Origin of the sequence: Streptomyces sp. NPDC020845 (assembly GCF_044334165.1) — a bacterium.
Taxonomy (GTDB): Bacteria; Actinomycetota; Actinomycetes; order Streptomycetales; family Streptomycetaceae; genus Streptomyces.
On sequence record NZ_JBIRSJ010000001.1, the window covers coordinates 101,847 to 123,537 of the forward strand.

A 21,691-nucleotide genomic window follows, 5' to 3' on the forward strand; every position below is an offset into this window, starting at 1 on the left:
AGGAGCCTCCGTGTTGTACGTATCGCTTGCCTGCCGCCTCACTCTGGTGGCGGTGATGACGCTGGCGGCGGTGTCCAAGCTGCGCTCCCCGGGCGTTTTCGCCGCCTCCCTCGAAGGTTTCGACTTCATCCCCGGGCGGCTGAGGTCCCCGCTCGCCGTACTGGTCCCGGTCGCCGAGCTGCTGATCGCGCTGCTGCTGGCCGTGCCGGCCACCGTCACCGGCGGATTCGTCCTCGCCACGCTGTTCTGCTGCGGGCTGACGGCCGTCCCGGTCCTGGTGCTGGTCCGCGGGAAGACGGTGAAGTGCGCCTGCTTCGGCGCCAGTGAGGTGCCCATGGGCGGCTGGCACGTCGCCCGCAACGCGGTGCTGCTGGCGGCGGCCGGCCTGGGCACCCTCGTGGCGCTGCGCCTCGGCGACGGGGTGCCCGCCCATGCGCCGGGGATCGCGCTGGCCGTCGTCGCGGCCGGGGTGCTCACCACTTTGATCGTCTTCGTCGATGACATCGCCGCGCTCTTCCAGTCCCCGATACCCGCCGGGGACCTCGGCCGGTGAGACGGCGCCGCAGCAGGAAAGGACACCCGTGGAATACCTCGTCGCAGGACTCGTTCTGGTCGCGGCCCTCGCGGCGGTCAACGCCGCGCTGACCGTGGCCGTGACGCGTCGCTGGCGTGCGCGCATGAGCGCCCCGCCGGCCGCGCACCACGGCCGCCACGGCCCCGTCGCCGTCGACGGGGAGCTCGAGTTGGGGATCGCGCCCGGAGACCGGATGCCCGCGTTCACCGCGGTCACCGGCGAGGGCGCGACGGTCACGCGGGACGACCTGGCCGGTCGGGAGGTGCTGGTCGCCTTCCTGTCGCTGGAGTGCTCGAGCTGCGACGACAGCGTGCCCGAGCTCGGCGAGCGGGCGCGAAAGGTGCGCGAGGCGGGAGGCCGGGTGCTGGCCACGGTGGTCGGGATCGACGCGGCCGACAGCGAGCTGGCGGCCCGGCTCGTGGGCGTCGCCGACCATGTGGTGCCCGAGTTCCTGGACGCTCCGGTCAGCAATCTCTTCGGGGCCCGCTTCTACCCCGGATTCGCCCACTACGACGCCGACGGGGTCGCGACCGTCACGAGCATCGGCCTGGAGGGGCTGGGCGAGCTCGCGCAGCCGTCGATGCCGTGAGCGCCGAGGACCTCGGCGAGGAGGACGGCGTCTCCGTCACGCGCGGCATGAAGGCGGCCTACGCGCTGGCCTGGCAGGCCTGTCCCGGCATGCTGGTGCTCCAGGCCGTGACGGCGGTGATCGGCGGCATGGCGCCGGTCGCCACCGCCTGGCTGACCAAGGCCGCGCTCGACGAACTCGCCGCCGACGACCCCCGGACCGGGGCGCTGGCGTGGTGTGCGGCGGGCATCGGCGCCCTGGGCATCGCGATGGCCGCCACCTCGGCCGTCACCAGATATGCGCAGGGGCGCGCCCGGCGGGCCATCGGCCTGCACGCGCAGGACCGGCTGTTCACCGCGGTCAACCGGTTGAGCGGGCTGGCGCGGCTGGAGGAGCCCCGTTTCCACGACCGGCTGCGGCTGGCCCAGCAGTCCGCCGAGCACGCCCCCGACCAGCTGGTCCAGATGGGCCTGTCCACCCTGCAGGGGGCCCTGGGCATCGCCGGGTTCCTGGGCACCCTGCTGGCGATCAGCCCGGTCATGGCGGGCGCCGCGCTGGTGGCCGCCGTGCCCGCGATGGTCGCCCATCTGGCGCTGAGCCGACGGCGGGCCGGGCTGATGTGGAGTACCAGCCCCGGTATGCGGCGCAAGCTCTTCTACCAGATGCTGTTGACGGATCTGCAGGCCGCCAAGGAAGTCCGCCTCTTCGGTCTCGGGGACTTTCTGCACGGCCGGATGCTCACCGAGCTGCGCGCGGCCAACAGCGCCGAGGACCGGCTGGAGCGCGGCGTGGTGCGGACCCAGGTCTCCCTGGCCGCCCTCGGGGCGCTGCTGTCGGCCGGAGGGCTGCTGTGGGCCGTGCAGACGGCCGCCGCCGGAAACATCAGCATCGGCGATGTGTCGGTCTTCATCGCGGCCCTGGCCGGCCTCCAGTCCGGGCTCAGCGTCCTGATCCAGGGCGTCGCCCTGGGACACCAGTCCGCGCTGGTCTTCCACCACTACCTGGCGGTGGTCGCGGTACGGGACGACCTGGCCGGGCCGTCGCGGCCCCGGGAAGTGGCCCCGCTGGCCCACGCCATCGAGCTGCGCGACGTGTGGTTCCGTTACGGCGAGGACTCCCCGTGGGTGCTGCGCGGCCTGAACCTGACCATCCCGCACGGCACCAGCCTGGCCGTGGTCGGGCTCAACGGGGCCGGCAAGAGCACGCTGGTCAAGCTGCTCTGCCGGTTCTACGACCCGCAGCGCGGCTCGGTGCTGTGGGACGGCGTCGACATCCGCGACGTGCCCGTGGACCAGCTGCGGCAGCGGATCGGGGCCGTGTTCCAGGACTATATGGACTATGACCTCAGCGCCGCCGAGAACATCGGGCTCGGGGACCTGGCGGCGATCGACGACCTGGACCGGATCCGGGCCGCCGCCGAACGCGCCGGGGTCCACGAGACCGTCGAGCGGCTGCCGGCCGGCTACCGGACCATGCTGAGCAGGCTGTTCCACGCCGGGGACGAGCACGACGAGGACGGCGAGGAGGACGGGGGCGGTGAGGCCGCCTCGGCCAACGGCGTCCACCTGTCCGGCGGGCAGTGGCAGCGCCTGGCGCTGGCCCGCGGGCTGATGCGTCAGGGCCGCGATCTGATGATCCTGGACGAGCCCAGCTCCGGCCTGGACGCGGTCGCCGAGCGGGAGGTCCACGACCGGCTGCGGGAGCTGCGCGCCGGCTCCACCAGCATCCTGGTCTCCCACCGGCTCAGCGCGGTCCGCCGGGCCGACCGGATCGTCGTCGTACAGGACGGCAAGATCCTGGAGAGCGGCGACCACGCCTCCCTCACCGCCTCCCCCGACGGCCTCTACGCCCGGCTCTTCCACACCCAGGCGGAGGGCTATCGGGAGGACCCCGACCCGTCGGCGGACAGCGCCGGGTCGCCGCCCGGGGAGACCGGCGCGACCGGCGCGGTGCCGACCACGGCGGTCGCCGGATGAGCGCGGCGGCCCTGGTCCTGGCCGCCGCGGCACTGCTGATCGGGGCCGTGCCGGCGGCCCGGCTGCTGCTGTCCACCGTCACGGTGCGCGGCGGCAGCATGACCCCGACGCTGCGCCACGGCGATGTGCTGCTGGTGCTGCGCCGCCGCCACCGGGCCAGGTCCGGCCGGATCGTGGTCGTCCAGCGGCCCGACCGCCACACGGGGTGGAACGGGCCCGCCGACCCCTCCGGAGCCGCAGGCTGGTACGTCAAACGGGTCGTCGCGGCGGCCGGTGACCCGGTGCCCTCCTGGGTGGCAGGGGACCGGCCCGGCCGCGTACCACCGGGCATGCTGGTGCTGCGTGGCGACCACCCCCGCTCGGAGGACTCCAAGCAGTGGGGCATGTGCCCGGCGGACCGGATGTACGGGGTGGTGCTGCTGCGGCTGCGCACGGGAGACGATCAACCCGATCAAGAAGGTAGAGCCGCCTGATTCGTCGCTGCGCGGCTCCTCAGTCGCTCAAAGGTCCAGCCGCGCCACGTCCCGCGGCGGCAGTCGCAGCCTGCGGCCCATCGTCAGTGACCGCTCCCAGTGCTCCCGGGCGGCCATTTGGTCACCGAAGTGGAAGTGGGCCAGTGCGATGGTCTCCAGGGTGTCGGCCGTGCCGACGTGCTCGCCGAGGCGCAGCCGGATCCGCAGCGCCTCCTCCAGCGCCTGGAAGGCCTCAGCCGGGCGGTCCAGCGTGGTCAGGGCGTCCCCGAGCCGGGTCAGGGTGGTGGCCGTGCCGTCGAGGACGCCGTGATCCCGCCACAGCTCCAGGGCCTCCCGATAGCGCTCCTCGGCCGCCGTCGGCTCACCGGCCTCCATCAGCGCGTCGCCCATGCTGCTCAAGACCGTCGCGACGCCCCTCGGATCGTCCGCCTCCCGGTGCAGTTCCACGGCCCGCTCCCCGCAGGACAGCACCCCGCTCAACTGCCCCAGCTTGCGGTGGACCTCGGCCAGCCCGGCATACGACGACGCCTGCCCCACGATGTCATCCGCCTTCTCGAAACAGGACAGGGCCAGCTGTAAATGCTCCAGACACAGCTCCAGCCGGTGGGCCATCCCGTGGGCCAGGCCCATGCGGCGGTGCAGCCACCCCTGACCGAGCAGGTCGTGGTGCTCCGCAGCGCAGCGCAGCGCGAGCCCCATACAGCGCTCCCACTCCCTGGTCCACCAGAACCGCTGCGCGTAGCCGAACAGCCCCGCGGCCATCCGCCAGGCCAGGTCGGGCCGGGCGTACCGGGCCGCCAGCTGGATCGCCTCGGAGAGCGCGGGCAGCTCCCGTACGCACCACTGCAGGGCCTCGTCGGTGTCGGCGAAGGCGGGCAGGGGCGCGGCGACCTCGGTCTCCAGGGGCGGCAGGGGATGACACCGGGACGTCAGCACGGCGTCCGCCTTCGCCACCGCGGCGGTGTACCAGACAACCAGCCTCAGCCGGGCCGCCGCCCGGGCCTCCGGCGACTCCTCCTCGGCGGCCCGCTCCCGCGCGTACTCGCCGAGCAGGTCGTGGAAGGTGTAGTGGCCGGGCGACGGGGTCTGCAGCAGGTGGGCGTCCACCAAATACTCCAACAGGTCGTGCGCCTCCTCGACCGGCCGTCCGAGCAGCGCGGCGGCCGACTCCGCGGCCAGAGTGTGCCCCGACCACAGCCCCAGCATCCTGAAGCCGTGCGCCCGCTCGGTCTCCGGGGACAGCGGGCTGTCGCGCATCGCCACATAGCTCATGGCGAAGGTGTCCTGGACGGCAAGGCCGCCCGCGGACAGCGCCCGCAGCCGCCCCCGGCTGGAATCCAGGCGCTGCGCCAGCGTGGTCAGCGGCCAGCTGGGCCGGCCGGCCAGCTGCGCCCCGGCCAGCCGCAGCGCGAGCGGCAGTCCGCCGCAGGCGGCGAGAATCCTGGCCGCCGCCTTGGGGTCGGCCCGCATCCGACGGGAGCCGCAGAGCGAGGTCAGCAGCTGTCGCTGGCCCTCCGGGTCCAGGGGGTCGAGGCGCAGTCGGCCGACGCCCGGCAGACCGGCGAGGGTGTGCCGGCTGGTGACCAGCACCGCGCAACCACCGCTGCCCGGCAGCAGCGGGATGAGCTGCGCGGCGTCTTTGGCGTTGTCCAGCAGTACCAGCACGCGCCGGCCGTCCAGGGCGGAACGGAACCGCGCGGCGCGGTCGTCGGTGTGCTCGGGCAGCGATTTCTCCCGTACCCCCAGATCAGTCAGGAACCGGGCGAGCAGGTCGTGCGGGCTGCGGGCGTCGCCGGCGCCGAAGCCGCGCAGATCGGCGTGGAGCTGGCCGTCGGGGAACTGGCCGCGCAGGCGGTGTGCCGCGTGCACGGCCAGCGCGGTCTTGCCGACGCCCGCCATGCCCGAGACCACTACGACGCGGGGCACGGTGACCGCCGGGTCGGGGTTGAGCATGGCGCTCAGCCGTTCGAGCTCGGACTCCCGGCCGGCGAAGTCCACGATGTCGGCGGGCAGTTGGGCCGGAGCCGGGCGGAGTCGGCGGGCGGAGCGGGGCGGCGCGGCCGGTGTGCTGATCGCGGCCGGTGCCCCGGGGGTGCCGAGGGCGTCGGGCGCGGTGAGCGCGACGGGTGTGGTGGACGGGGTGGCCACCGCGACCCGCTGAGCCGTCAGGATCTCCTGATGCGCCTCCTGGACGGCGGGCCCCGGCTCGATGCCGAGCTCGTCGATCAGCGTGCGTCTCAGTCGGTGGAACACGGTGAGCGCTTCGGCCTGCCGGTCGGTGCGGTGCAGGACGAGCATCAGCTGACGGTGGAAAACCTCACGCAGCGGATGCTCCTCGGCCAGCCGGGCCAGCTCGGGGGCCAGCCCCCCATGGCGCCCGAGCCGCAGCTCGGCGTCGAAGCGCCACTCCAGTGCCTGCAGCCGGGCCTCCTGGAACTGCTGGATCTGCGGCCGTACCTCCGGATGGCTGAGGGCCGAGTCCGGCAGATTGGCCAGCGGCGAGCCGCGCCACAGCTCCAGAGCCCGTACGGTCTCCCGTCCGACCCCTGCCCAGTCCTGCCGCAGCCGGTCGGCGCGGGCGCGCTCCAGCCGTTCCGCGAACAACTCGCTGTCCAGCTCGCCCGCTCCGACGGTCAGCAGATATCCGCCGGGAACCGCCCGCAGCCGCGGCTCGCCGTCCTCGGCGAGGAGACGCCGCAGCCGGGCCACATGGTTGTGCAGCGAGGCGCTCGCGGTGGCGGGCGGATGCTCGCCCCACAGCACTGCCTCCAGGGTGTCCAGCGGGACCGCGTGATTGGGCTGCAGGAGAAGTGCGCCCAGCAGCGCCCGGCCCTTGGGACTGCTGATCGGGCGGGCGGCCTCGCCGTCGTGGACGGTCAGCGGACCGAGTAGAGCGAATCTCATCTGCGTACCTCCGAGCACCTTCTGGACAACTGGGCTGGTCGGCCCATCTGCCGCGGGTGGATGCTCAGTTGGCGGGTATGATAACCGCCGCTCGGGCGGTGGCGGGTTCCGGCCCGACCGCCTTGGTTTGAGAACCAAACCCACACCCCCGTACGCTGCGCGTATGAAGGATCCACGGCCCTGCTCCATCGCCGACTCGCTCGCCGTGGTCGGGGAGAAGCACTCGCTGCTCGTCCTCCGCGAGGTGTTCCTCGGGGTGCGGCGCTTCGACGCCATGGTCCGCAACATCGGGGCGCCGCGCGACATCCTCGCCGCCCGGCTGCGCCGCCTGGTGGAGGCGGGCGTGCTGGAGAAGGTCCCCTACAGTGAGCGGCCCCGGCGCTTCGAGTACCGGCCCACGCAGGCGGGCTGGGAGCTCGAACCGGTGCTGCTGATGCTGATGAAGTGGGGCGACCGGCACCTCGCCGAACGGCCCCCGGTGGTGCTCGAGCACTCCTGCGGCGCTGAGTTGGAGCCGGTCGTGGTCTGCGGTGCGTGCGGGGAGCGGGCGTCCCGGGACACGCTCACCCACCGCGTCGAGGCGCCGGGGTGGACCACCACAGGACCCGAGGCCGGGTGAGCCGTGCCGGCGGGGCTTACCCCTCCGCCCGCTGGATGACGGGCGCCTGTGTGCTGTCTCCCGGGAACTCGTACCACCGGCGCCGCAGGCAGACATAGTGGGCATCGGCCTCGACGAGGCGGAGGAAGGCGCCGACGGTCTGGCTGAGGCGCTGCTGCAGGCCGGAGTCGGTGAGCCGACCGTCCTCGGCGAAGGCCTCGTAGGCCCTGGGCAAGCTGAACATGTCCGGGTAGACGCGGGTGCCGAGGTGTTCCAGGGGGACCCTCAGGGACCACAGCCCGCGATTGGCGCCCATCATGGACGGGGAGGCGGAGACGAGCAGTCCGTGCTTGGTCCCGAACGGCTGTGGCCGGATCCGCGAGACCCAGTCGATCGCGTTCTTCAGGACGCCGGGCACGGAGGCGTTGTACTCGGGGGAGGAGATCACAAAGGCGTCGGCCCGCTCGAGCCGGTCGCGCAGCGCCAGGGCGCCCCGCGGCACCCCTTCGGCGGCCTCCGCGTCGCCGTCGTACGGGGGCATGGCGAACTCGCGCATGGTGGCGAGGTCGGCAATGGCGCCGTGGTCGGTGACCAGGCGGGCCACGAGCGCGGCGAGACGGGCGTTGACGGACCCGATCCGCAGCGCGCCCCCGAAGACGAGCACCCGCAGCGGGCCGGGAGCTTGGTCGTCCATGGACATGGGGCCGTTCCTCCCGTGCGCGACGAGCTCCCGTCCGGAATGCGCTTATCGTGGCACGGCCCCGGCGCCCCCGCGCGACGGCGAGGCGGGCCGGGTGATCACGCCGCGGTCGGGGCGCCAGGGGTCGTCCGGCGACGGGATCGGCAGCTTGCGTTCCGCCTGCACCTGAATCTCGTAGTGGGAATCGTGGCCGGTCGCGTGCCAAGCCTGGTCGTAGACGTCGACGATGGAGCGGAAGGCCGACCCGGCGACACCGCGGCGCCGGACGAGGACGGCCAGCCAGGTGAAGAAGGCCATGACCACGGCGAGAGAGCCGACGACCATCAGGAACGGAAGTAACTCACCCATGGGGGAACCCTACGCCGGGGCCGGTCCGCGCGGACCGGCCCCGGCGTAGGGTTCCCGCGAGAGCGGGAGAGCCCGATCATGTCTGTGCGACGGTGAATCGGGTCCGGTGGTGCCGGGGGTGCTCGGCCTCGTCCAGCAGGGCCACCGCGAGGTCTTCCACGGAGATACGGGACGTGCCGTCGGCGTCGACCAGGAGCTCGTCGGTCCCCAGCCGGTAGGTGCCGGTGCGCTCGCCGGGTTCGAGCAGGGCGGCCGGGCTCAGATAGGCCCAGTCCGCCCCGGACTCCGCGCGGCACGCCTCGAGTTGTTCGGCGCAGGCCAGCGCGATGCCCCGCCAGGCGGCCGGGAAGCCCGGGGCGTCGACGACCAGCGTGCCGCCGGTGCCGGGCACGGTCAGGGTGGCCGCGCCGCCGACGACCAGCAGCCGGACGCCGCCGCTCGCCACCCCGGCGAGCAGCGCCTTCGTGGCGATGACGAGCTCGTCCTCGCTGCCGGGCGCGGGGCGGGTGGCGGTGATCACGAGATCCTGGCCGGTGCTCAGCCGGACCACGTCGTCGACGTCGGCCGCGTCGCCGACCCGGGCCGTGGCGCCGGCCGGCAGATCGCCCAGCCGGCCCGGGTTCCGTACGACCGCGGTGACCGCATGGCCGCGGGAGAGCGCCTCGGCCACCACCCGGCTGCCCACGCTCCCGGCCGCTCCGAAGACGGTGATGCGCATTGTCATCGGTTTCCTTTCGGCTCGGCCGTCCGGCGGACGGCGAGATCGCTGAGCGGGCGGGCCGGCCGTACGCGGCCGTGATCGGCGCGGCGGGCCGGACGGGTCTGGGCCATGACCATGGCGGCGAGGACCACCGCCCCGCCCAGGGCCTGCCACGCGGTGAGTTGCTGGCCGAGCGCGAGCCAGCCGAGCACGGTGGCGACCAGCGGACTGAGCAGCCCGAGGAAGGTGACGTCGGTGGGGGACAGGGCACGGATGCCGCGGAACCAGAGGGCGTAGGCCAGGGCGGCGCCGACGAGCGAGAGATAGCCGTAGCCGGCCAGGTTCTCGGCGGTCAGCCTCGTCGGGGGTGGCCCTTCGACGAGGAGGGCGACGGGGAGCAGCAGCAGGCCGCCGGCGACCAGTTGCCAGCCGGTGGTCGCCAGCAGGGGCGCGGGGGAGGTCCACCGCTTGCTGAGGACGACCCCGGTGGCCATGACGAGCGCGCCACCGGCCGCCGCGGCGACGCCCAGGGCGTCCAGGCGCGCGTCCGCCCGCAGGACGAGCAGGCTGACACCGGCCACCCCCGCCGCCCCGGCGAGCGCGATGCGCCGGGACGGCCGCTCGCCGAGCAGGCCGGAGGCGAGGGCGGCGACGAGAAGGGGCTGCAGGGCGCCGACGGTGGCGGCCACCCCGCCCGGCAGCCGGTAGGCGGCGACGAACAGGAGGGCGAAGAACACCCCGATGTTGAGGGCTCCGAGCACCAGCGCGCGCCACCACCACACCCCCCGCGGCAGCCGCCGCGTGACCAGGACGAGCAGCAGGCCGGCCGGCAGGGCTCGGACCACCGCGGCGAGCAGGGGGCGGCCCGGGGGCAGCAGTTCGGTGGTGACGAGGTAGGTGGTGCCCCAGACGGCCGGTGCGAGCGCGGTCAGCAGGACGATCCCGATCCGATTTCTTAGCACTAAGGAAAAGTATCTCACTGCTAAGAGATTGGCTAGGCTGGGGGTGTGACAGACCACGTGGACCTGGTGTTGGAGCAGTGGGGTGCGGAGCGCCCCGATCTGGATGTGTCGCCGATGGCGGTCATCGGGCGCCTGAAACGGCTCTCACGGCTGATCGACGCCGAGACGCGCCGTACGTTCGGCGCCCATGGGCTCGACCCCGCGTCCTTCGACGTGCTCGCCACGCTGCGCCGCAGCGGGCCGCCCTACCGGCTGACCCCCGCCGCGCTGATGCGGGCGGCCATGGTCACCTCGGGCGCCATCACCCAGCGCCTCGACCGACTGGAGGCCCGTGGCCTGGTGACCCGTACGCCCAGCGAGTCGGACGGCCGGGTGGTGCATGTCGCCCTCACCGACGAGGGTGGCGCGCTTCTCGACCGGGTCCTGCCCGACCACCTCGCCACCGAGCGCCGGTTGCTCACCGCGCTCGGCAAGACCGACCAGGATGCCCTCGCCGATACGCTCCGGAATGTCCTGGAGTCGCTGGGCGACACCAGGGAGTGAGCGGGCTGAGCCGGCTGAGCAGTGGGCTGGGCGGCGGCCGCACTCCTCGTGGCGGCCGCCGCGTGGATCGCCCGACGGCAGGTCAGCCGATGCGGATGCCGAGCGAGTAGGCGGTGAGCGACGAGGGGTCCGACGCGAGGTGGTCCTTGGCGGCCGCGCTGAAACTCGGCGTCTGGGTGGTGGCCGGTTCGAGCTTCCAGAGCAGGTTGCCCGCGCCGTGGTAGTGCACCTCCGCGCCGCCGCCCGTCAGCGCGTACCCGGGAGCCACCGAGGCCACGGCCGCCGGGTGCGGCGTCTGGGTGGAGTCGGACCTGGAGATGCTGGTGAGGACCCGGCCGACCGGGAGGTTTCGCTTCAGCGCGATCGCGTACACCCGGAGATTGGCCGGATCGGAGGCCAGATGGTCCTTCGACCGCGCCTTCCACGAGGTCTCGGTGGCGGGGAAGGAGGCCGTGGCCAGATTGCCCTGGCCGTGCCACTCCACCTTGAAGCCGCCGCCGACCAGCACATAGTCGTTCGACGACGGAATTCCGGCCTCGGCCTCACGTATCACATGGGGTCAGGACGGAAAGGAAGCCGACCGCAGGGTCAGCAGGGTGGCGGTGAGCAGGCCGGGGGAGGAGTGGTTGCGGGCCGGCTCTTCGGGGTCGGCCGCCGCGCCGCGCAGCGAGACCGCGATCTCCTGGGCCAGGTCGGTGCGTTCGCGGTCCGTCGCGTACCGTACGACGCCCTCGGCGACCGCCGCCGCGCGGTGCTGCCCGAAACTCTGCCCGCCCCACCCGGGCCGGGTGTCCCGCGGCTCCCAGGCGACGGCGAGGCCCGGGAGCAGGCGTTGCGCGAAGACGGAGGTGTCCGCGCCGATGCCCGGCAGCCGGTGCACGGCCGCCGCCAGCGGGAACACCACGTCCGCGAGGTCCGCGTCGAGGTAGACCACGATGGCGTCGCGGCGCGGATACGCCCACGGGCGCGAGAGGACCTTCGCCCGGTACGGCACCGACCGCGCGGCAAGCTCCGCCAGCAGGGCACCCCACACCCGCGGGGCGGCGTCCGGGTACCGCAGATGGACATACATCCGCAGCAGTTCGCGGTCCGCCCCGTCCGCCGGCCGCCCGTGGACCCCGTCCACCAGCAGGAACCCCGGTGACAGGGCCGGCCGTACGGCGGGCAGTTCCGCGACCACCCGCGCGCCCGCGACCGGCGCCGCCCCCTCCGCCGACGCCACGGGCCCCGCGACCTCGGCCGCCGACGTCACAACAGCCGGTATCGCAACGGCTGATGGAGCAGCCCCACGGGCCACCCGGGCCGGGCCCCGCACCGCCTCCGGCGGCAGGCTCACCCGCACCCGCCCCAGCTCCACCGTGAGCAGGCCGCCGCCGCGCGGCGCGGTGGTGTGCACCACCGCCTCGACAGGGGTGTGCGCATGTGGTGTCGCGGCGGTCAGACGGGCCTCGAAGGCGTGGTCGCGGCGCGGCAGTCGGGCCGGGGCGTCGGGTTCGAGCGCCGTTGCCGCGTGCCATCGCTCGTACATCGCGGTGGCCAGGGCCAGCCGTACCTCCCGCGCGGTGTCGCCCGGGATACGGCGATCCGCAAGCCATACGTCCGGCACGCCGTCCGGCCGAAGGCCGGGCAGGCGCAGATCGGTCAGCGCGGCGCACAGGGCGGGCGACAGCGGGCCCGGCCCGGTCCGCCCTGACGCGTCCGAGGAGCTCGTCATGTGTCGTCCCCCAGCCCGAGTACGTCGACGAACCGCGCGGGCGCGAGCAGCGCGCCGCGCCCCAGGCCCGCCGTCCCCCGCTGGACGGCCGTCAGGCGGGCGCTGTGCGTGGCGGTGGCGAGCACTCGGTCGAACAGATGCCACCCGGCGTAGGCCACCGCCCGCTCCGCGAGGCCCGGGTCGGCCGCCGGCCGGGCCCCGCGGTACCCCCGCCAGAACGCGGCGACCAGCGGCCGTACGGCGTCGAGTTGGTCGGCGCCGCCGCGTACCAGGGGCGCGTGGGTGCCGCCGTCGGCACCGGCCGCGTCGGCCGCGTCAGCTGCGTTGTCTGCGCTATCCGGGGGGTCGGGTTCGAACTCGGTGAACATCAGCGTGGCCGCGCGGAACAGCCACTGTCCGACGAAGCCGCCGATATCGCGGGCCGGATCGGCGAGGCGGAACTCCTCCCAGTCGCACAGATGCAGCTCGTCGCCGTGCAGCAGAAACTGATCCAGCCTCAGGTCGCCGTGGGCCGGTGCCGGCTCGGCGGCGCCCGAGCGCTCACCGAGCACTCGCAGCGCGGTCTTGAGGTCGTCGTCGTGCTGCAGCAGCGCCCAGAAGGCGAGCTCGACCGCGCTGCTGCGGGTGTACTCCGCCACGGTCAGAGTGGACAGCCGGGAGGCCAGGCCGCGCCCGTGGTGGGCCGCCGCCGCGGGCACACCGGCGGGGTGGAAGCCGTGCAGCTCTCCCACCGCCCGCCCGGCGCGGCGCGCCAGTTCGGCGTCGAACCGGCCCTCCTCCGCCAGCGCTGCCCCGGACACCGCGCCCTCCAGCAGGGCGTAGACCATGACCAGCGCCTCACGGTCGCCGCCGAGGAAGACCGGGGCGCTCCAGCTGAACGGCCCTGCCGCGGCCCGCACCACCTGGAAGGCGTACGCCCGGTCGAAACGCGCCGTCGCATCAGGCGCCCGCCGGTCCAGCCGTTTGACGAAGACCTGCTGACCGTCCTCGGTGCGGCCCGCCCAGTTGTCATTGCGGCCCGGGTGGCTGACGAGCCCGTCCGGTACCAGTGGCGGGAGGCCGAGCCGCCTCAGCGCGCGCGCCACTTCGGGCGCCTCCGAGAGCGGTACGGGGGCCAGATCGTGCCGTGAGGCGTCCGGTGCGCCGTACACATCCTCCGGAATCGTCGCTGTCATATGCGAAACGCTAGGCATGGCCGCGAACAGGCGGGAAGTGGCAGGACTTCGCCTGGCAGACCTCCGGACGGACAGCGGCGGGGCCGTGCCAGGGGCAGGAATCTGTCAGTTTCGCGCCGTGGCGGGCGCCCCCCCCCGGCCGGCGCCGCGCGCCGACTGGCGTCGGCCCCTCGGGGTTGGGCCAGTTTCCTGCGGGTGTCCGGGCCGGGCGACCGCTGCTGGGATCGAGAGGACGGACGGGAGGCGGGCCGGGGGCGGACCCGCCCCCGTCCGTGCGCACTCGACACCGCCCGCGCCATCAACGACTCAAGGAGTCAGCAGTTATGAGCGCCATCGACCTGATGGGCGGCTACGCCGCCTACCCCACGCCCGACGCCGCCGTCGCGGAGCTCGCCACCACCCGGACCGTCCACGACCCGGACGCCTCCGCCATCACGACCATCATCATCACCACCACGCTCTCGCTGCTGACCACCATCACCAAGGGCGACTGACCCCGGAGGCCGAGAGCCGGAAAAGCCAGGGCCCCGCCGACGTTCGCGTCGGCGGGGCCCTGGCGTATCACCCCGCCGTCAACCGCGATCGCGGCGCCGCTTCGCGCTGCCCTTCTCCGCCTCGGCCGCGGCCTCCGCCTCGCGCCGGGCGATCGCGTCGATCACATCGCTGATCGTGCCCAGCCCCTCGGGGGAGAGGTTCACCGCGCGCAGCGCCACGTCCCGTACGCCCGCGTCGCGCAGCGCGCCGAGCAGTTCGAGCTCGCGGGCGATCTCCGCGCCCTGCTCGTCGTCGAAGAAGTAGGCCGGGGGGACCTGGAAGAACTGTGCCAGCGCCTCCAGATGGCGCTTGGTCGGGTTGTCCCGCCGCCCGGTGCGCAGCTGCCACAGATAGGTGGCCGAGAAGGTCTCGCCGGTGGCCTCGCGGCAGGCCCGGGCCACTTCCTCATGGCTGTACTGCTGGCGGTCGGGCCGGCGCACGACCTTGAAGAGAGTGTCGATCTTGTCGGCCAGCGCCGACGGCGCGGGCTCCTCCCCTGTCACGGCGCACCTCTCTCGTTCGCGCCCGCCGTGGCTCTTCGGCGGGCGGCAGCAGACATAGGTCCTCAACGTGTCGCCATTCATTCTAGTTGACAGGCCGTACAGCTGGTGTGCAGGATTTTCCACATAACATTCATCTCAGCTCACACACTCCGTGGAGCCGTCCATGACCGATCCGCCCGACCGCGAGATCTTCGGACGGGACCGTGAGATCTCCGAACTGCTGGCGCTCCTGACGGACACGGCCACACTGGGCGTGGTGCTCTCCGGCGGGCCCGGCATAGGCAAGACACGGCTGGCCCGAGCGGTCGCGTCCGCGTACGCGTCGGCGAGCGGGGCCGAGACGATCGGCTTCGACGGCTCCGCGTACGAGGACCCCGGCGCGGCGCTCATCCGACTCGTCGCGCGCCTCCGTGAGCGCCCAAGGGCCGCCAGGGACGGGGGACCTGGCGGCGTCGGCGCCCCGCCGCTCATCCTGGTCGAGGGCCTGGCCGCGGCCAATCACGGGGGCGTGCGGGCCGCGGTGGCGCGCGCCGGCGTCAGGCTGATCGTCACCGCCCGCGAGCCCCTGGCCGCCGCGACCGCTGCGTCCTCTGCGGGCTTTTCGGCCCGTACGGTCGGGCCGCTGCCCGTCCCGTTCGACTGCTCGGCGCTCGACCTCGACGGCATGTGCCGCATCCCGTCCGTGCGGCTGTACGTGGCCTCCTTACACGCCCTGAACCCCGCGTTCCGCGTCCAGCACGACAACCAGGAGGCGGTCGCCCGTACTTGCGCGGAGCTTCGAGGCATCCCCGGCGCGCTGGTGCTGGCGGCGCGGATCGCCGCCCTGGAGGGGCCCGAAGTGCTCTGGGCCGCGCTGGACGGGCGCTTCGACCCCGGCCCCGAGGGCCCCGCGGGGGCCGGTGGCGACAGCGGCAGCCTCGCGCGGCTGCTCGACGCGTACGGCGGCCCGGCCCCCGCCACGCCCTCGCCGCGCGCGGCGGCCACGGACCCGGACACGTCCGTACGGGCGCGGCGCCACCCCGAACTGGACGACGCCGAACGCCGCCTGCTCGCCTGCTCCCGGCTCTTCAGCGGCGGGGCCGGGCCCGAGGCGCTGAGGCGGATCGCCGACATCCCCCTCAACGCGTTCCCGGCGGCGCTCGAGACCCTGCTCGGCCGCCATCTGCTGAACGTGTCCGCGCTTCCGTCCGGCCGTCTCGACGGGTTCACCCGCACCCGGCTGCACATCCCCTTCGAGCCATCCGTCCCCACCGCCGGGCCGGATTCCGCCCCCGCCCACGACAACCCGCGCCTCTCGCACGCCCGTTACTACGCCGAGCTGGCGCGCACCGCCGCCCGCCGCATCGCCGAAGGCGACCAGTACGCCGGGATCACGGCCTTCCGGAGCGAGGAGCGCAACATCCGCTGCGCCCTGGACACCCTGATCGGCGTCGGCGCGGCGGACGAGGCGATCGCGCTGGTCGACCATGCGCGTACGTACTGGTACGCCTCGGGCGCGCCGTTCACCTGGGCCGAGCGGCTGACCGCCCTGCCGGAGACCCCGGCCGATACGCCCCGGCGGACCCGGCTCAACCTGCTGCTGGCCGAAGCGGCGATCCGGGCCGGTGAGCCGGAGGCGGCCCTGGCCCTCCTCGGCCAGGCGGACGCGGACCGGGCCGGTGTGGTGGGGAGGGCGGAACGGGGGGACGCGGCCGCCGACGACGCCGAAGAGGCCCTGCTCGCGTCCCGGTTGCTGCATCTTCGAGGCATCGCCGAGGCTCCGCACCGGCCGGGTGAGGCGCTGGCCGCCCTGCACACGGCGGTCGCGGGCCACCGGTCGCACATCGGCGACGGACACGCGCTCCACCGCGTCATGCTCGACGCCTCGCTCGCGGAATTCCTGCACGGCAGCCCGGCGAAGGCCATGGCCCTGGCGGTGGAGGCCCTGTCGGGTGCCACCCGCCGTCGCGACGCGCTGGTCTCCGGCACCGCTCTGCTCCAGCTGAGCGTCTTCGCCGCCGCGCGGGGTCGGGAGGCCGAGGCGGACGGCTACTTCGACCGGGCCGTGGCCGGTCTGCGCACCCTCGGCGCCCCCGCCGTACTCGGGGCCCTGCTCTCGGTGCTGGGCACGCCCCTGCTGCCCAGGACCACGGCCCGCGCCGCCGACGTGGTCAGATGCCTGGGCGCCTGCCACGCGGCGCGCGGCGCCGGCGGGCTGCTCGACGAGCCCGGGTACCCGGACTTCACGGTGGGGCGGCTGGAGGGGCATATACGGCGCCACCTGGGTGAACGGGGCTTCCTCGCGGCTCTGTCGGACGGCGCCGGGACGCCGCTGCCCGACCTGGTCAAGGAGTTCGCGGCCCGTTGCGGTCGCTTACGGCCGGCGCCGGACCCCGACCCGGGCCGGAACCCGAACGTAACCCGGAACCCGAACGTAACCCGGGCCCCCTTGATGTCCGCGACGTCCGACCGCGACGCGGCCACGGCGCCCAACCGCTCCCTGGCCACGGCCCGTCCTGAGCCCCGAGCATCCGCGAAGCTGCGCCCCCGCCCGGACCGCACCGCCCACCCGTACGCGGGGCCGCCCGACGCCGACGGGCCGGCGCTCCCGCCCGCGCCCGGGTGCGGCGGCCCGCTGCCCGGTGATCCGCTCACTCCCCGGCAGTCCCAGGTCTCCGCCCTGATCACACTCGGGCTGAGCAACAAGCAGATCGCCCGGCGGCTGCAGATATCGGAGTGGACGGTGGTGAATCACATCAGGGAGACCATGCGGAAGCTGGGCTGTTCCTCGCGGGTCGAGATCGCCAACTGGGTGCACCATACGACAGACGTCTCCGCGCTCACCCCTTCCGCCCCGGCGCCGACGCGGGTGCCCGCTCCCGCCCCCGGCTGAGCCGGAGTTCGGCGGGCACCCGGGAGCGTACGGGCCGCTCCGCCGCGGACCGGGCGAACGCGTCGGCCACCCGTACCAGCCAGGCCGCCTCGGCGTCGACCGTGCCCCGGATCGGCCGAACGGCGGACCCGGAGGCGAGGCTGGAGGCGGGACCGGAGGCGTTGCCGACGGGGTCCGGGTCGCCCGGGCGTACGCCGCTGCTCGCCGCCACGATCGCCGCCGCGACGGCGGCGGCCTCCGCCTCCGCGGCGCGGGCCACCTCGGCCTCGACGCCCACGCCCATGTCCTTGCCGGGGCCTTCGCCGTCCGCAGCCGTCCCGGCCTCCTCCGCCGCGCCCCGTGGCGCGGCGTACGGGCGCAGCGCCAGGTAGCCGTCGCGGATCTCGATCACCCGGCGGTACAGCGCGAACTCCGCGCTGCGCGGCGGCAGCCACGACAGTCGGCGCGTCCGAGTGCGCAGGGCGATCCCGGGGGCGGCGGCGTGGAGCGCCGACCAGAGCGGTGCCAGGGCGCGGTAGCGGCGGTACGCGCGCAGCCAGCGGGCGGGCGCCGTCACGGCGCCGCGCCACCAGGCGGCGGTCGCGCCCAGGCAGGCCAGCACCAGGCAGGAGGCGGCCAGCACCATGGCGACCGGGTCTGTGCCGGCGCCCTGACGGCCGGTGCGCGCCATGTTCTCGACGCCCGTCAGCCCCCACAGCGCCCACAGCCCGCCGACGCACGCGCTCGCGGTGACCAGCCGCAGCCCCGTACGGAACGGGCCCGGGCCCGAGCGCCGGATCTGGGCGTGGACCGGCAGCGCGAACAGGGTCAGGCTCCACAGGCTGTACAGCGTGAAGAGCACGTCGAACGCGACCAGCCCGGCCCTGCCGCTCGCCCCGGGGGCGACCACCTCGCTCTCCTCGACCACCGCGCCCGAGGTGAGGAAGCACACCGCGGCCACCGCACACACGGCCATCGTGACCCGCACATGCCACCGCGGCGGGATGTGCCGCGCATCGGGCAGATCGAGGGCCATCGCCGCCAGCGCCAGCCAGGCGAGCGCGGCCATCTCCAGTTCACGGCCGACGAAATGGGGCCACGCCTCGGCTGCGGCGGGCAGTACGTGGCCGGCCGCCGTCACCGTCGCGGGGGCGAGGACCGCCATCGCGGCGCCCATGCACAGCCCGAACAGGCACAGTTGGCGGGTGCCCGGGGCGAACCGGCGTCTGCGCGCCAGCCGGAGCTCGTACCAGCCCACCGCCATCGCCGCGGCGGCGGGCAGGTAGCCGAGCAGGTCACCCATGGCCGTGGTCAGGTTCCGGGGTCGGTGGTGTCCCGGCCCGTCCGCCCTGCGCCTCGCTACGTCCGCCCGGAGGCGCGATCCGGTCCGGAGGCGCGATCCGGTCCGGCGGCACGAGCCGGTCCGGCGGCGCGCCGACGAGCGAGCCGAGCGGGGCCTGGCCGGGGCTCGACGCGCTCGGCCCCCGGTCGTTGCGCAGGGCCCGCTGCAGAATCAGTGAGGCCAGGAACTCGGCTTCCTGCTCCTGCGGCTGGGTGTACACGGTCCGGCCGAGCACCCGGCGCACCAGGGAGCCCGACAGATGGGGGGTCAGCAGGCCGAGCGAGGCCGGGTCGGCCGTGCCATCGTGGCCCCACAGCAGATGGGCGGTCTCGTGCAGCACGATGTGCTGCCGGTGGAGAGCGGTCGTATCGGCCGCGTAGAGGATGTAGTCGGCCCGGTCGGTGGTCGCGAGCAGACCGCAGGGGAGGGAGTGGCGTACGGTGACCGGCAGCAGTTCGATCGGGCGGCCGCGCCGCTCGGCCAGCAGCGCCACGAAGGCGGCCGGGTCGAAGGGGCTCGGCAGTTCGAGACCGTCGGCGACCCGGCGGCTGCGCCACCATAATCGCGCTCGGTTCACCGGCCGCCCACCAGCGCGCCCATAAGCCGCCCCCTTCAAGTGCCCGGCGATTGCGGGGCACTGGCGACTGTACCGGCATCCGGTGGATCCACAAGCGCGAGAAGTGGCCTTACTCCCGACCGTCGCGCGCCACTGGGGCGTGGCGCGCGACGCCGTTAAATCCGCATGCTAAATTCCAGTTATCAGCGGAACCGTGCTCGTGAGGTATGCGTCTCACGGTCTTGTGGGAGGAACGGGAAGGAGCGGTGGGAAGCCGATGCCGGCGGTATCTGGTGTGCTGGGAAGGCTGTCGGAGCTGATGCGCGAGGTGACGGCGGACCGCGGCGGGGCGCTGTGGCGGCTCGCCGCCGAGGGGCGTCAACTCGACTCCAACGTGATCCGGTTGCCCGCCGAAGCCCGGGTCGACTTCCATGTGGAGCCGGACCTCGACGTGCTGCTGTATGTGGCCGACGGCAGCGGGCGGCTCGACGTGGCGGACACCCGGCAGGAACTGGAGCCGGGCTGTGTGGCATGGCTGCCGCACGGCGCCCGCCGCGCGCTCTCCGCCGGCGCGGACGGCCTGGTCTACCTCACGGTGCACCGCCGCCGCCCCGGCCTCGCCATCCGCGCCGCGGCCCCAGAAGTCGCGGTCCAGGAAGCCGGCACCCGGGAAGCCGGCACCCGGGAAGCCGACCCCCGGGAAGCCGCGGTCCGGGAAGCCGCCGCCCCGGAAGGGGGCGAGCCGGCCTGCCTGCTCCACCGGGTCTGTACGGAGTGCGGCCGGCTCGCGCAGGAGCGCGACGCCCGCTACTGCGCCCGCTGCGGCACCCGCCTGCCGACGGACTGACGCGCCCGCCGTTTTCGTATCGGCGCGACCGGAGGGGCATCGCGGCGGTCGGGGGCGGCGGCGCCCCTGATCGCGACGGTGTGCCGCACGACCGCCGGGCGCGCGAGGCGGAGCGGGGGAGGCGGGGCTGTCCGCCGTTCTGCCGGTGCGCCGTCTTCGGGATTCCATTCAACGGCGTACCAACTTTCCCCGACCTGTACCACCTTGTGTTTCGGCGCTCCCTTTCTCTTCTCGACACCGCGGCGTACGTTGTCTATTCCACAAAACGTTGAAGCGTGATGTGGCTCTCTCTCGGCCGACGGAGTCGAGAACTCGCGGCTGACCCATCACATTGGATTGACAGACATGACTGTGCTCAGCTGCGGCAGGCCGTCATGAGCCCGCCGAACCCTTCCCTCGAAGTCCGCGGAAGCCCCAGGGACGCCGTGGTCACCGGCCTGGGATTCTGCCTGCCGGGCGACGACGGACCGGCCTTCACCGCCGGTCAGGTGTGGAACATCGCCTCTCGGGGCGGCTGCTGTCTCGGGCGGAACGGGACGTATTACGGCTCGGTCGACCTGTCCGACGGCATGTTCGCGGAGCGCGTTCCCGACATCCCGGAATTCTTCTCCCGCCACTTCACCGACGCGCACCGATTCGGGCTGGTGTCGCTGGTGGAGGCGTGCGCGGATGCCGAACTGGACATCATCGCCGACGACCTGGGGGAGGCGGCCCTACTCGTCGGACGAGGCGGGGTCGACAGCAACGTCGAGAGCTATCTGGCGGCGCTGCGCGCCGACCCCGCGCACACCGCACCACTCGAAGCGCTGGAACTGTTCATCGCGGGCGGACAGGCCGGCACCGCCTCCGATGTGGCCGTGGTGCAAGGGGCGTTGACCCGCACCACCGGCCCGTGTTTCACGGTGGCCTGCGGCTGCGCGTCCGGATCCGTGCAACTCGGCCACGCCCAGCGCATGATCGCGGCGGGCGAGATCGAACTCGCCGCGGTGACCGGTGTCGACGTCTTCAACAGAGACGTCATCCGGACGGCGGAACGCCTGCTGGGGGGCGCCCGACGCGCCTATGAGGCGCTGGGCGGCGAGCCCGGCACGCTGGGGCTCACCCCCTCGTCCGACGCCGTGATGCGGCCGTACGACCGGCGTGCCGAGTGCATCAACTACGGCGAGGGCGCGGCGACCGTCATCGTGGAGAGCCGCGAGCGCGCCCACCGGCGCGGCGCGCACATCTATGGCCAGGTGCTCGCCACCGCCCTCACCCGCGACGGGCTGGCGAACCCGCTGGGAGCCGATGACACCGGCGCCCAGCTGGCGGACGCCGCGCGCCGGTGCCTGGGGGAGCGGTGGCAGATCGAGCAGGTGCCGTACATCCACAGCTGTGGCCACGGGGACTCGGCCGTGGCCGGCGTGGAGGCGGGCGCCGTCCGGACCCTGTACGGGGCGGCGGGCCCGGTGCTGATCACCTCGCAGGACGCGTGCTTCGGCCACCACGGGGCCCCGGCCGGGTGCCTGGGCGCCGGCCTGACGCTGATGATGATGGAACAGGGCGCGGTGTGTCCCACCGCGAACTGCGAACAGCCCATGGACGGGCTCCCCTTCGACCCGGTGCCCGGAACACGCACCCGGCCGCTCGACTTCGACCACGCGCTGTGCTTCAGCTACCAGACCGGCGGCGTCAAGCACGCCATGCTGCTGGGCAGCCCGGAAGCCACCTAGCGCCCACCCCGGCACCCAGCGCCCACCCCGGCACCCAGCGCCCACCCCGGCACCCAGCGCCCACCCCGGCGCGGAACCACCCCTCACGGCCCACCCCGCCGTACCCTCGCA

21 protein-coding genes are annotated in these 21,691 nt (G+C 73.9%); 10 read left to right on the forward strand and 11 right to left on the reverse strand.

All coding sequences use genetic code 11. The annotated features are described in order from the left end of the window. Positions 1 to 10: 10 nt before the first annotated feature. From ACH4U7_RS00390 to ACH4U7_RS00405, 4 genes are read left to right on the forward strand one after another with little or no spacing between them, the layout of a single operon-like run. Positions 11 to 553: a MauE/DoxX family redox-associated membrane protein gene (locus ACH4U7_RS00390; protein ID WP_398525812.1), complete on the forward strand. Its 543-nt coding sequence runs from the start codon at positions 11 to 13 to the stop codon at positions 551 to 553. 28 nt (positions 554 to 581) lie between these two features. Next, positions 582 to 1,163, forward strand: coding sequence for a peroxiredoxin family protein (locus ACH4U7_RS00395; RefSeq protein ID WP_398525813.1), 582 nt, complete (start codon positions 582 to 584; stop codon positions 1,161 to 1,163). Further along, the gene (locus tag ACH4U7_RS00400; protein ID WP_398525814.1) at positions 1,160 to 3,118 is read left to right on the forward strand and encodes an ABC transporter ATP-binding protein; all 1,959 of its coding nucleotides are present in this window, start codon (positions 1,160 to 1,162) and stop codon (positions 3,116 to 3,118) included. The genes ACH4U7_RS00395 and ACH4U7_RS00400 overlap by 4 nt, the downstream gene beginning before the upstream one ends. Then, positions 3,115 to 3,591: a S26 family signal peptidase gene (locus tag ACH4U7_RS00405; protein ID WP_398525815.1), complete on the forward strand. Its 477-nt coding sequence runs from the start codon at positions 3,115 to 3,117 to the stop codon at positions 3,589 to 3,591. Before ACH4U7_RS00400 ends, ACH4U7_RS00405 begins: the two co-directional genes overlap by 4 nt. Positions 3,592 to 3,618: 27 nt before the next feature. Here ACH4U7_RS00405 and ACH4U7_RS00410 read toward each other — a convergent pair whose 3' ends face one another. Beyond that, positions 3,619 to 6,495: an AfsR/SARP family transcriptional regulator gene (locus tag ACH4U7_RS00410; protein WP_398525816.1), complete on the reverse strand. Its 2,877-nt coding sequence runs from the start codon at positions 6,493 to 6,495 to the stop codon at positions 3,619 to 3,621. A gap of 163 nt (positions 6,496 to 6,658) precedes the next feature. On the opposite strand from ACH4U7_RS00410, the gene ACH4U7_RS00415 reads away from it, so the two are divergent. Then, positions 6,659 to 7,114: a winged helix-turn-helix transcriptional regulator gene (locus ACH4U7_RS00415; RefSeq protein ID WP_398525817.1), complete on the forward strand. Its 456-nt coding sequence runs from the start codon at positions 6,659 to 6,661 to the stop codon at positions 7,112 to 7,114. Positions 7,115 to 7,130: 16 nt separating this feature from the next. Here the strand turns inward: ACH4U7_RS00415 and ACH4U7_RS00420 are convergent, their stop codons facing one another. The 4 genes from ACH4U7_RS00420 to ACH4U7_RS00435 form a co-directional block, all read right to left on the reverse strand. Then, the gene (locus ACH4U7_RS00420) at positions 7,131 to 7,793 is read right to left on the reverse strand and encodes an NADPH-dependent FMN reductase (protein WP_398525818.1); all 663 of its coding nucleotides are present in this window, start codon (positions 7,791 to 7,793) and stop codon (positions 7,131 to 7,133) included. Between the two features lie 45 nt (positions 7,794 to 7,838). Further along, entirely contained in the window at positions 7,839 to 8,141 is a 303-nt protein-coding gene (locus tag ACH4U7_RS00425) for a hypothetical protein (RefSeq protein WP_398525819.1), read from the reverse strand. A gap of 76 nt (positions 8,142 to 8,217) precedes the next feature. Continuing rightward, a complete protein-coding gene (locus tag ACH4U7_RS00430; RefSeq protein ID WP_398526422.1) occupies positions 8,218 to 8,859 on the reverse strand; it encodes an NAD(P)-dependent oxidoreductase in 642 nt (213 codons plus the stop codon). 2 nt (positions 8,860 to 8,861) lie between these two features. Next, a complete protein-coding gene (locus tag ACH4U7_RS00435; RefSeq protein WP_398525820.1) occupies positions 8,862 to 9,803 on the reverse strand; it encodes an EamA family transporter in 942 nt (313 codons plus the stop codon). Positions 9,804 to 9,848: 45 nt separating this feature from the next. On the opposite strand from ACH4U7_RS00435, the gene ACH4U7_RS00440 reads away from it, so the two are divergent. Further along, positions 9,849 to 10,346 carry a MarR family winged helix-turn-helix transcriptional regulator gene (locus tag ACH4U7_RS00440; RefSeq protein WP_398525821.1) on the forward strand — a complete coding sequence of 166 codons (498 nt, stop codon included), beginning with the start codon at positions 9,849 to 9,851 and terminating at the stop codon, positions 10,344 to 10,346. 82 nt (positions 10,347 to 10,428) lie between these two features. On the opposite strand, the gene ACH4U7_RS00445 is transcribed toward ACH4U7_RS00440, so the two are convergent. Genes ACH4U7_RS00445 through lxmK form a run of 3 tightly spaced genes read right to left on the reverse strand, consistent with a single transcriptional unit; the run spans position 10,429 to position 13,235 of the window. Then, the gene (locus ACH4U7_RS00445; protein ID WP_398525822.1) at positions 10,429 to 10,899 is read right to left on the reverse strand and encodes a hypothetical protein; all 471 of its coding nucleotides are present in this window, start codon (positions 10,897 to 10,899) and stop codon (positions 10,429 to 10,431) included. 6 nt (positions 10,900 to 10,905) lie between these two features. Then, positions 10,906 to 12,060: a T3SS effector HopA1 family protein gene (locus ACH4U7_RS00450; protein WP_398525823.1), complete on the reverse strand. Its 1,155-nt coding sequence runs from the start codon at positions 12,058 to 12,060 to the stop codon at positions 10,906 to 10,908. Further along, a complete protein-coding gene (lxmK, locus tag ACH4U7_RS00455; RefSeq protein WP_398525824.1) occupies positions 12,057 to 13,235 on the reverse strand; it encodes a class V lanthionine synthetase subunit LxmK in 1,179 nt (392 codons plus the stop codon). The genes ACH4U7_RS00450 and lxmK overlap by 4 nt, the downstream gene beginning before the upstream one ends. 323 nt (positions 13,236 to 13,558) lie before the next feature. Between lxmK and ACH4U7_RS00460 the strand changes: the two genes are divergently transcribed. After that, positions 13,559 to 13,729 carry a hypothetical protein gene (locus ACH4U7_RS00460; RefSeq protein ID WP_398525825.1) on the forward strand — a complete coding sequence of 57 codons (171 nt, stop codon included), beginning with the start codon at positions 13,559 to 13,561 and terminating at the stop codon, positions 13,727 to 13,729. Between the two features lie 78 nt (positions 13,730 to 13,807). Here ACH4U7_RS00460 and ACH4U7_RS00465 read toward each other — a convergent pair whose 3' ends face one another. Beyond that, entirely contained in the window at positions 13,808 to 14,272 is a 465-nt protein-coding gene (locus ACH4U7_RS00465) for an XRE family transcriptional regulator (protein ID WP_398525826.1), read from the reverse strand. A gap of 163 nt (positions 14,273 to 14,435) precedes the next feature. Between ACH4U7_RS00465 and ACH4U7_RS00470 the strand changes: the two genes are divergently transcribed. Beyond that, a complete protein-coding gene (locus tag ACH4U7_RS00470; RefSeq protein ID WP_398525827.1) occupies positions 14,436 to 17,144 on the forward strand; it encodes a LuxR C-terminal-related transcriptional regulator in 2,709 nt (902 codons plus the stop codon). Here ACH4U7_RS00470 and ACH4U7_RS00475 read toward each other — a convergent pair. After that, positions 17,092 to 18,426 (reverse strand): MAB_1171c family putative transporter, encoded by a 1,335-nt coding sequence (locus ACH4U7_RS00475; protein ID WP_398525828.1) that lies wholly within the window; start codon positions 18,424 to 18,426, stop codon positions 17,092 to 17,094. The two genes, ACH4U7_RS00470 and ACH4U7_RS00475, sit on opposite strands and share 53 nt — an antisense overlap. Then, positions 18,419 to 19,042: a ParH-like protein gene (locus ACH4U7_RS00480; RefSeq protein ID WP_398525829.1), complete on the reverse strand. Its 624-nt coding sequence runs from the start codon at positions 19,040 to 19,042 to the stop codon at positions 18,419 to 18,421. Before ACH4U7_RS00480 ends, ACH4U7_RS00475 begins: the two co-directional genes overlap by 8 nt. Positions 19,043 to 19,298: 256 nt before the next feature. Here ACH4U7_RS00480 and ACH4U7_RS00485 point away from each other — a divergent pair, with 256 nt between their 5' ends. Continuing rightward, a complete protein-coding gene (locus tag ACH4U7_RS00485) occupies positions 19,299 to 19,868 on the forward strand; it encodes a cupin domain-containing protein (protein ID WP_398525830.1) in 570 nt (189 codons plus the stop codon). 374 nt (positions 19,869 to 20,242) lie between these two features. Beyond that, positions 20,243 to 21,580 carry a beta-ketoacyl synthase N-terminal-like domain-containing protein gene (locus ACH4U7_RS00490; protein WP_398525831.1) on the forward strand — a complete coding sequence of 446 codons (1,338 nt, stop codon included), beginning with the start codon at positions 20,243 to 20,245 and terminating at the stop codon, positions 21,578 to 21,580. Positions 21,581 to 21,691 lie beyond the last annotated feature (111 nt).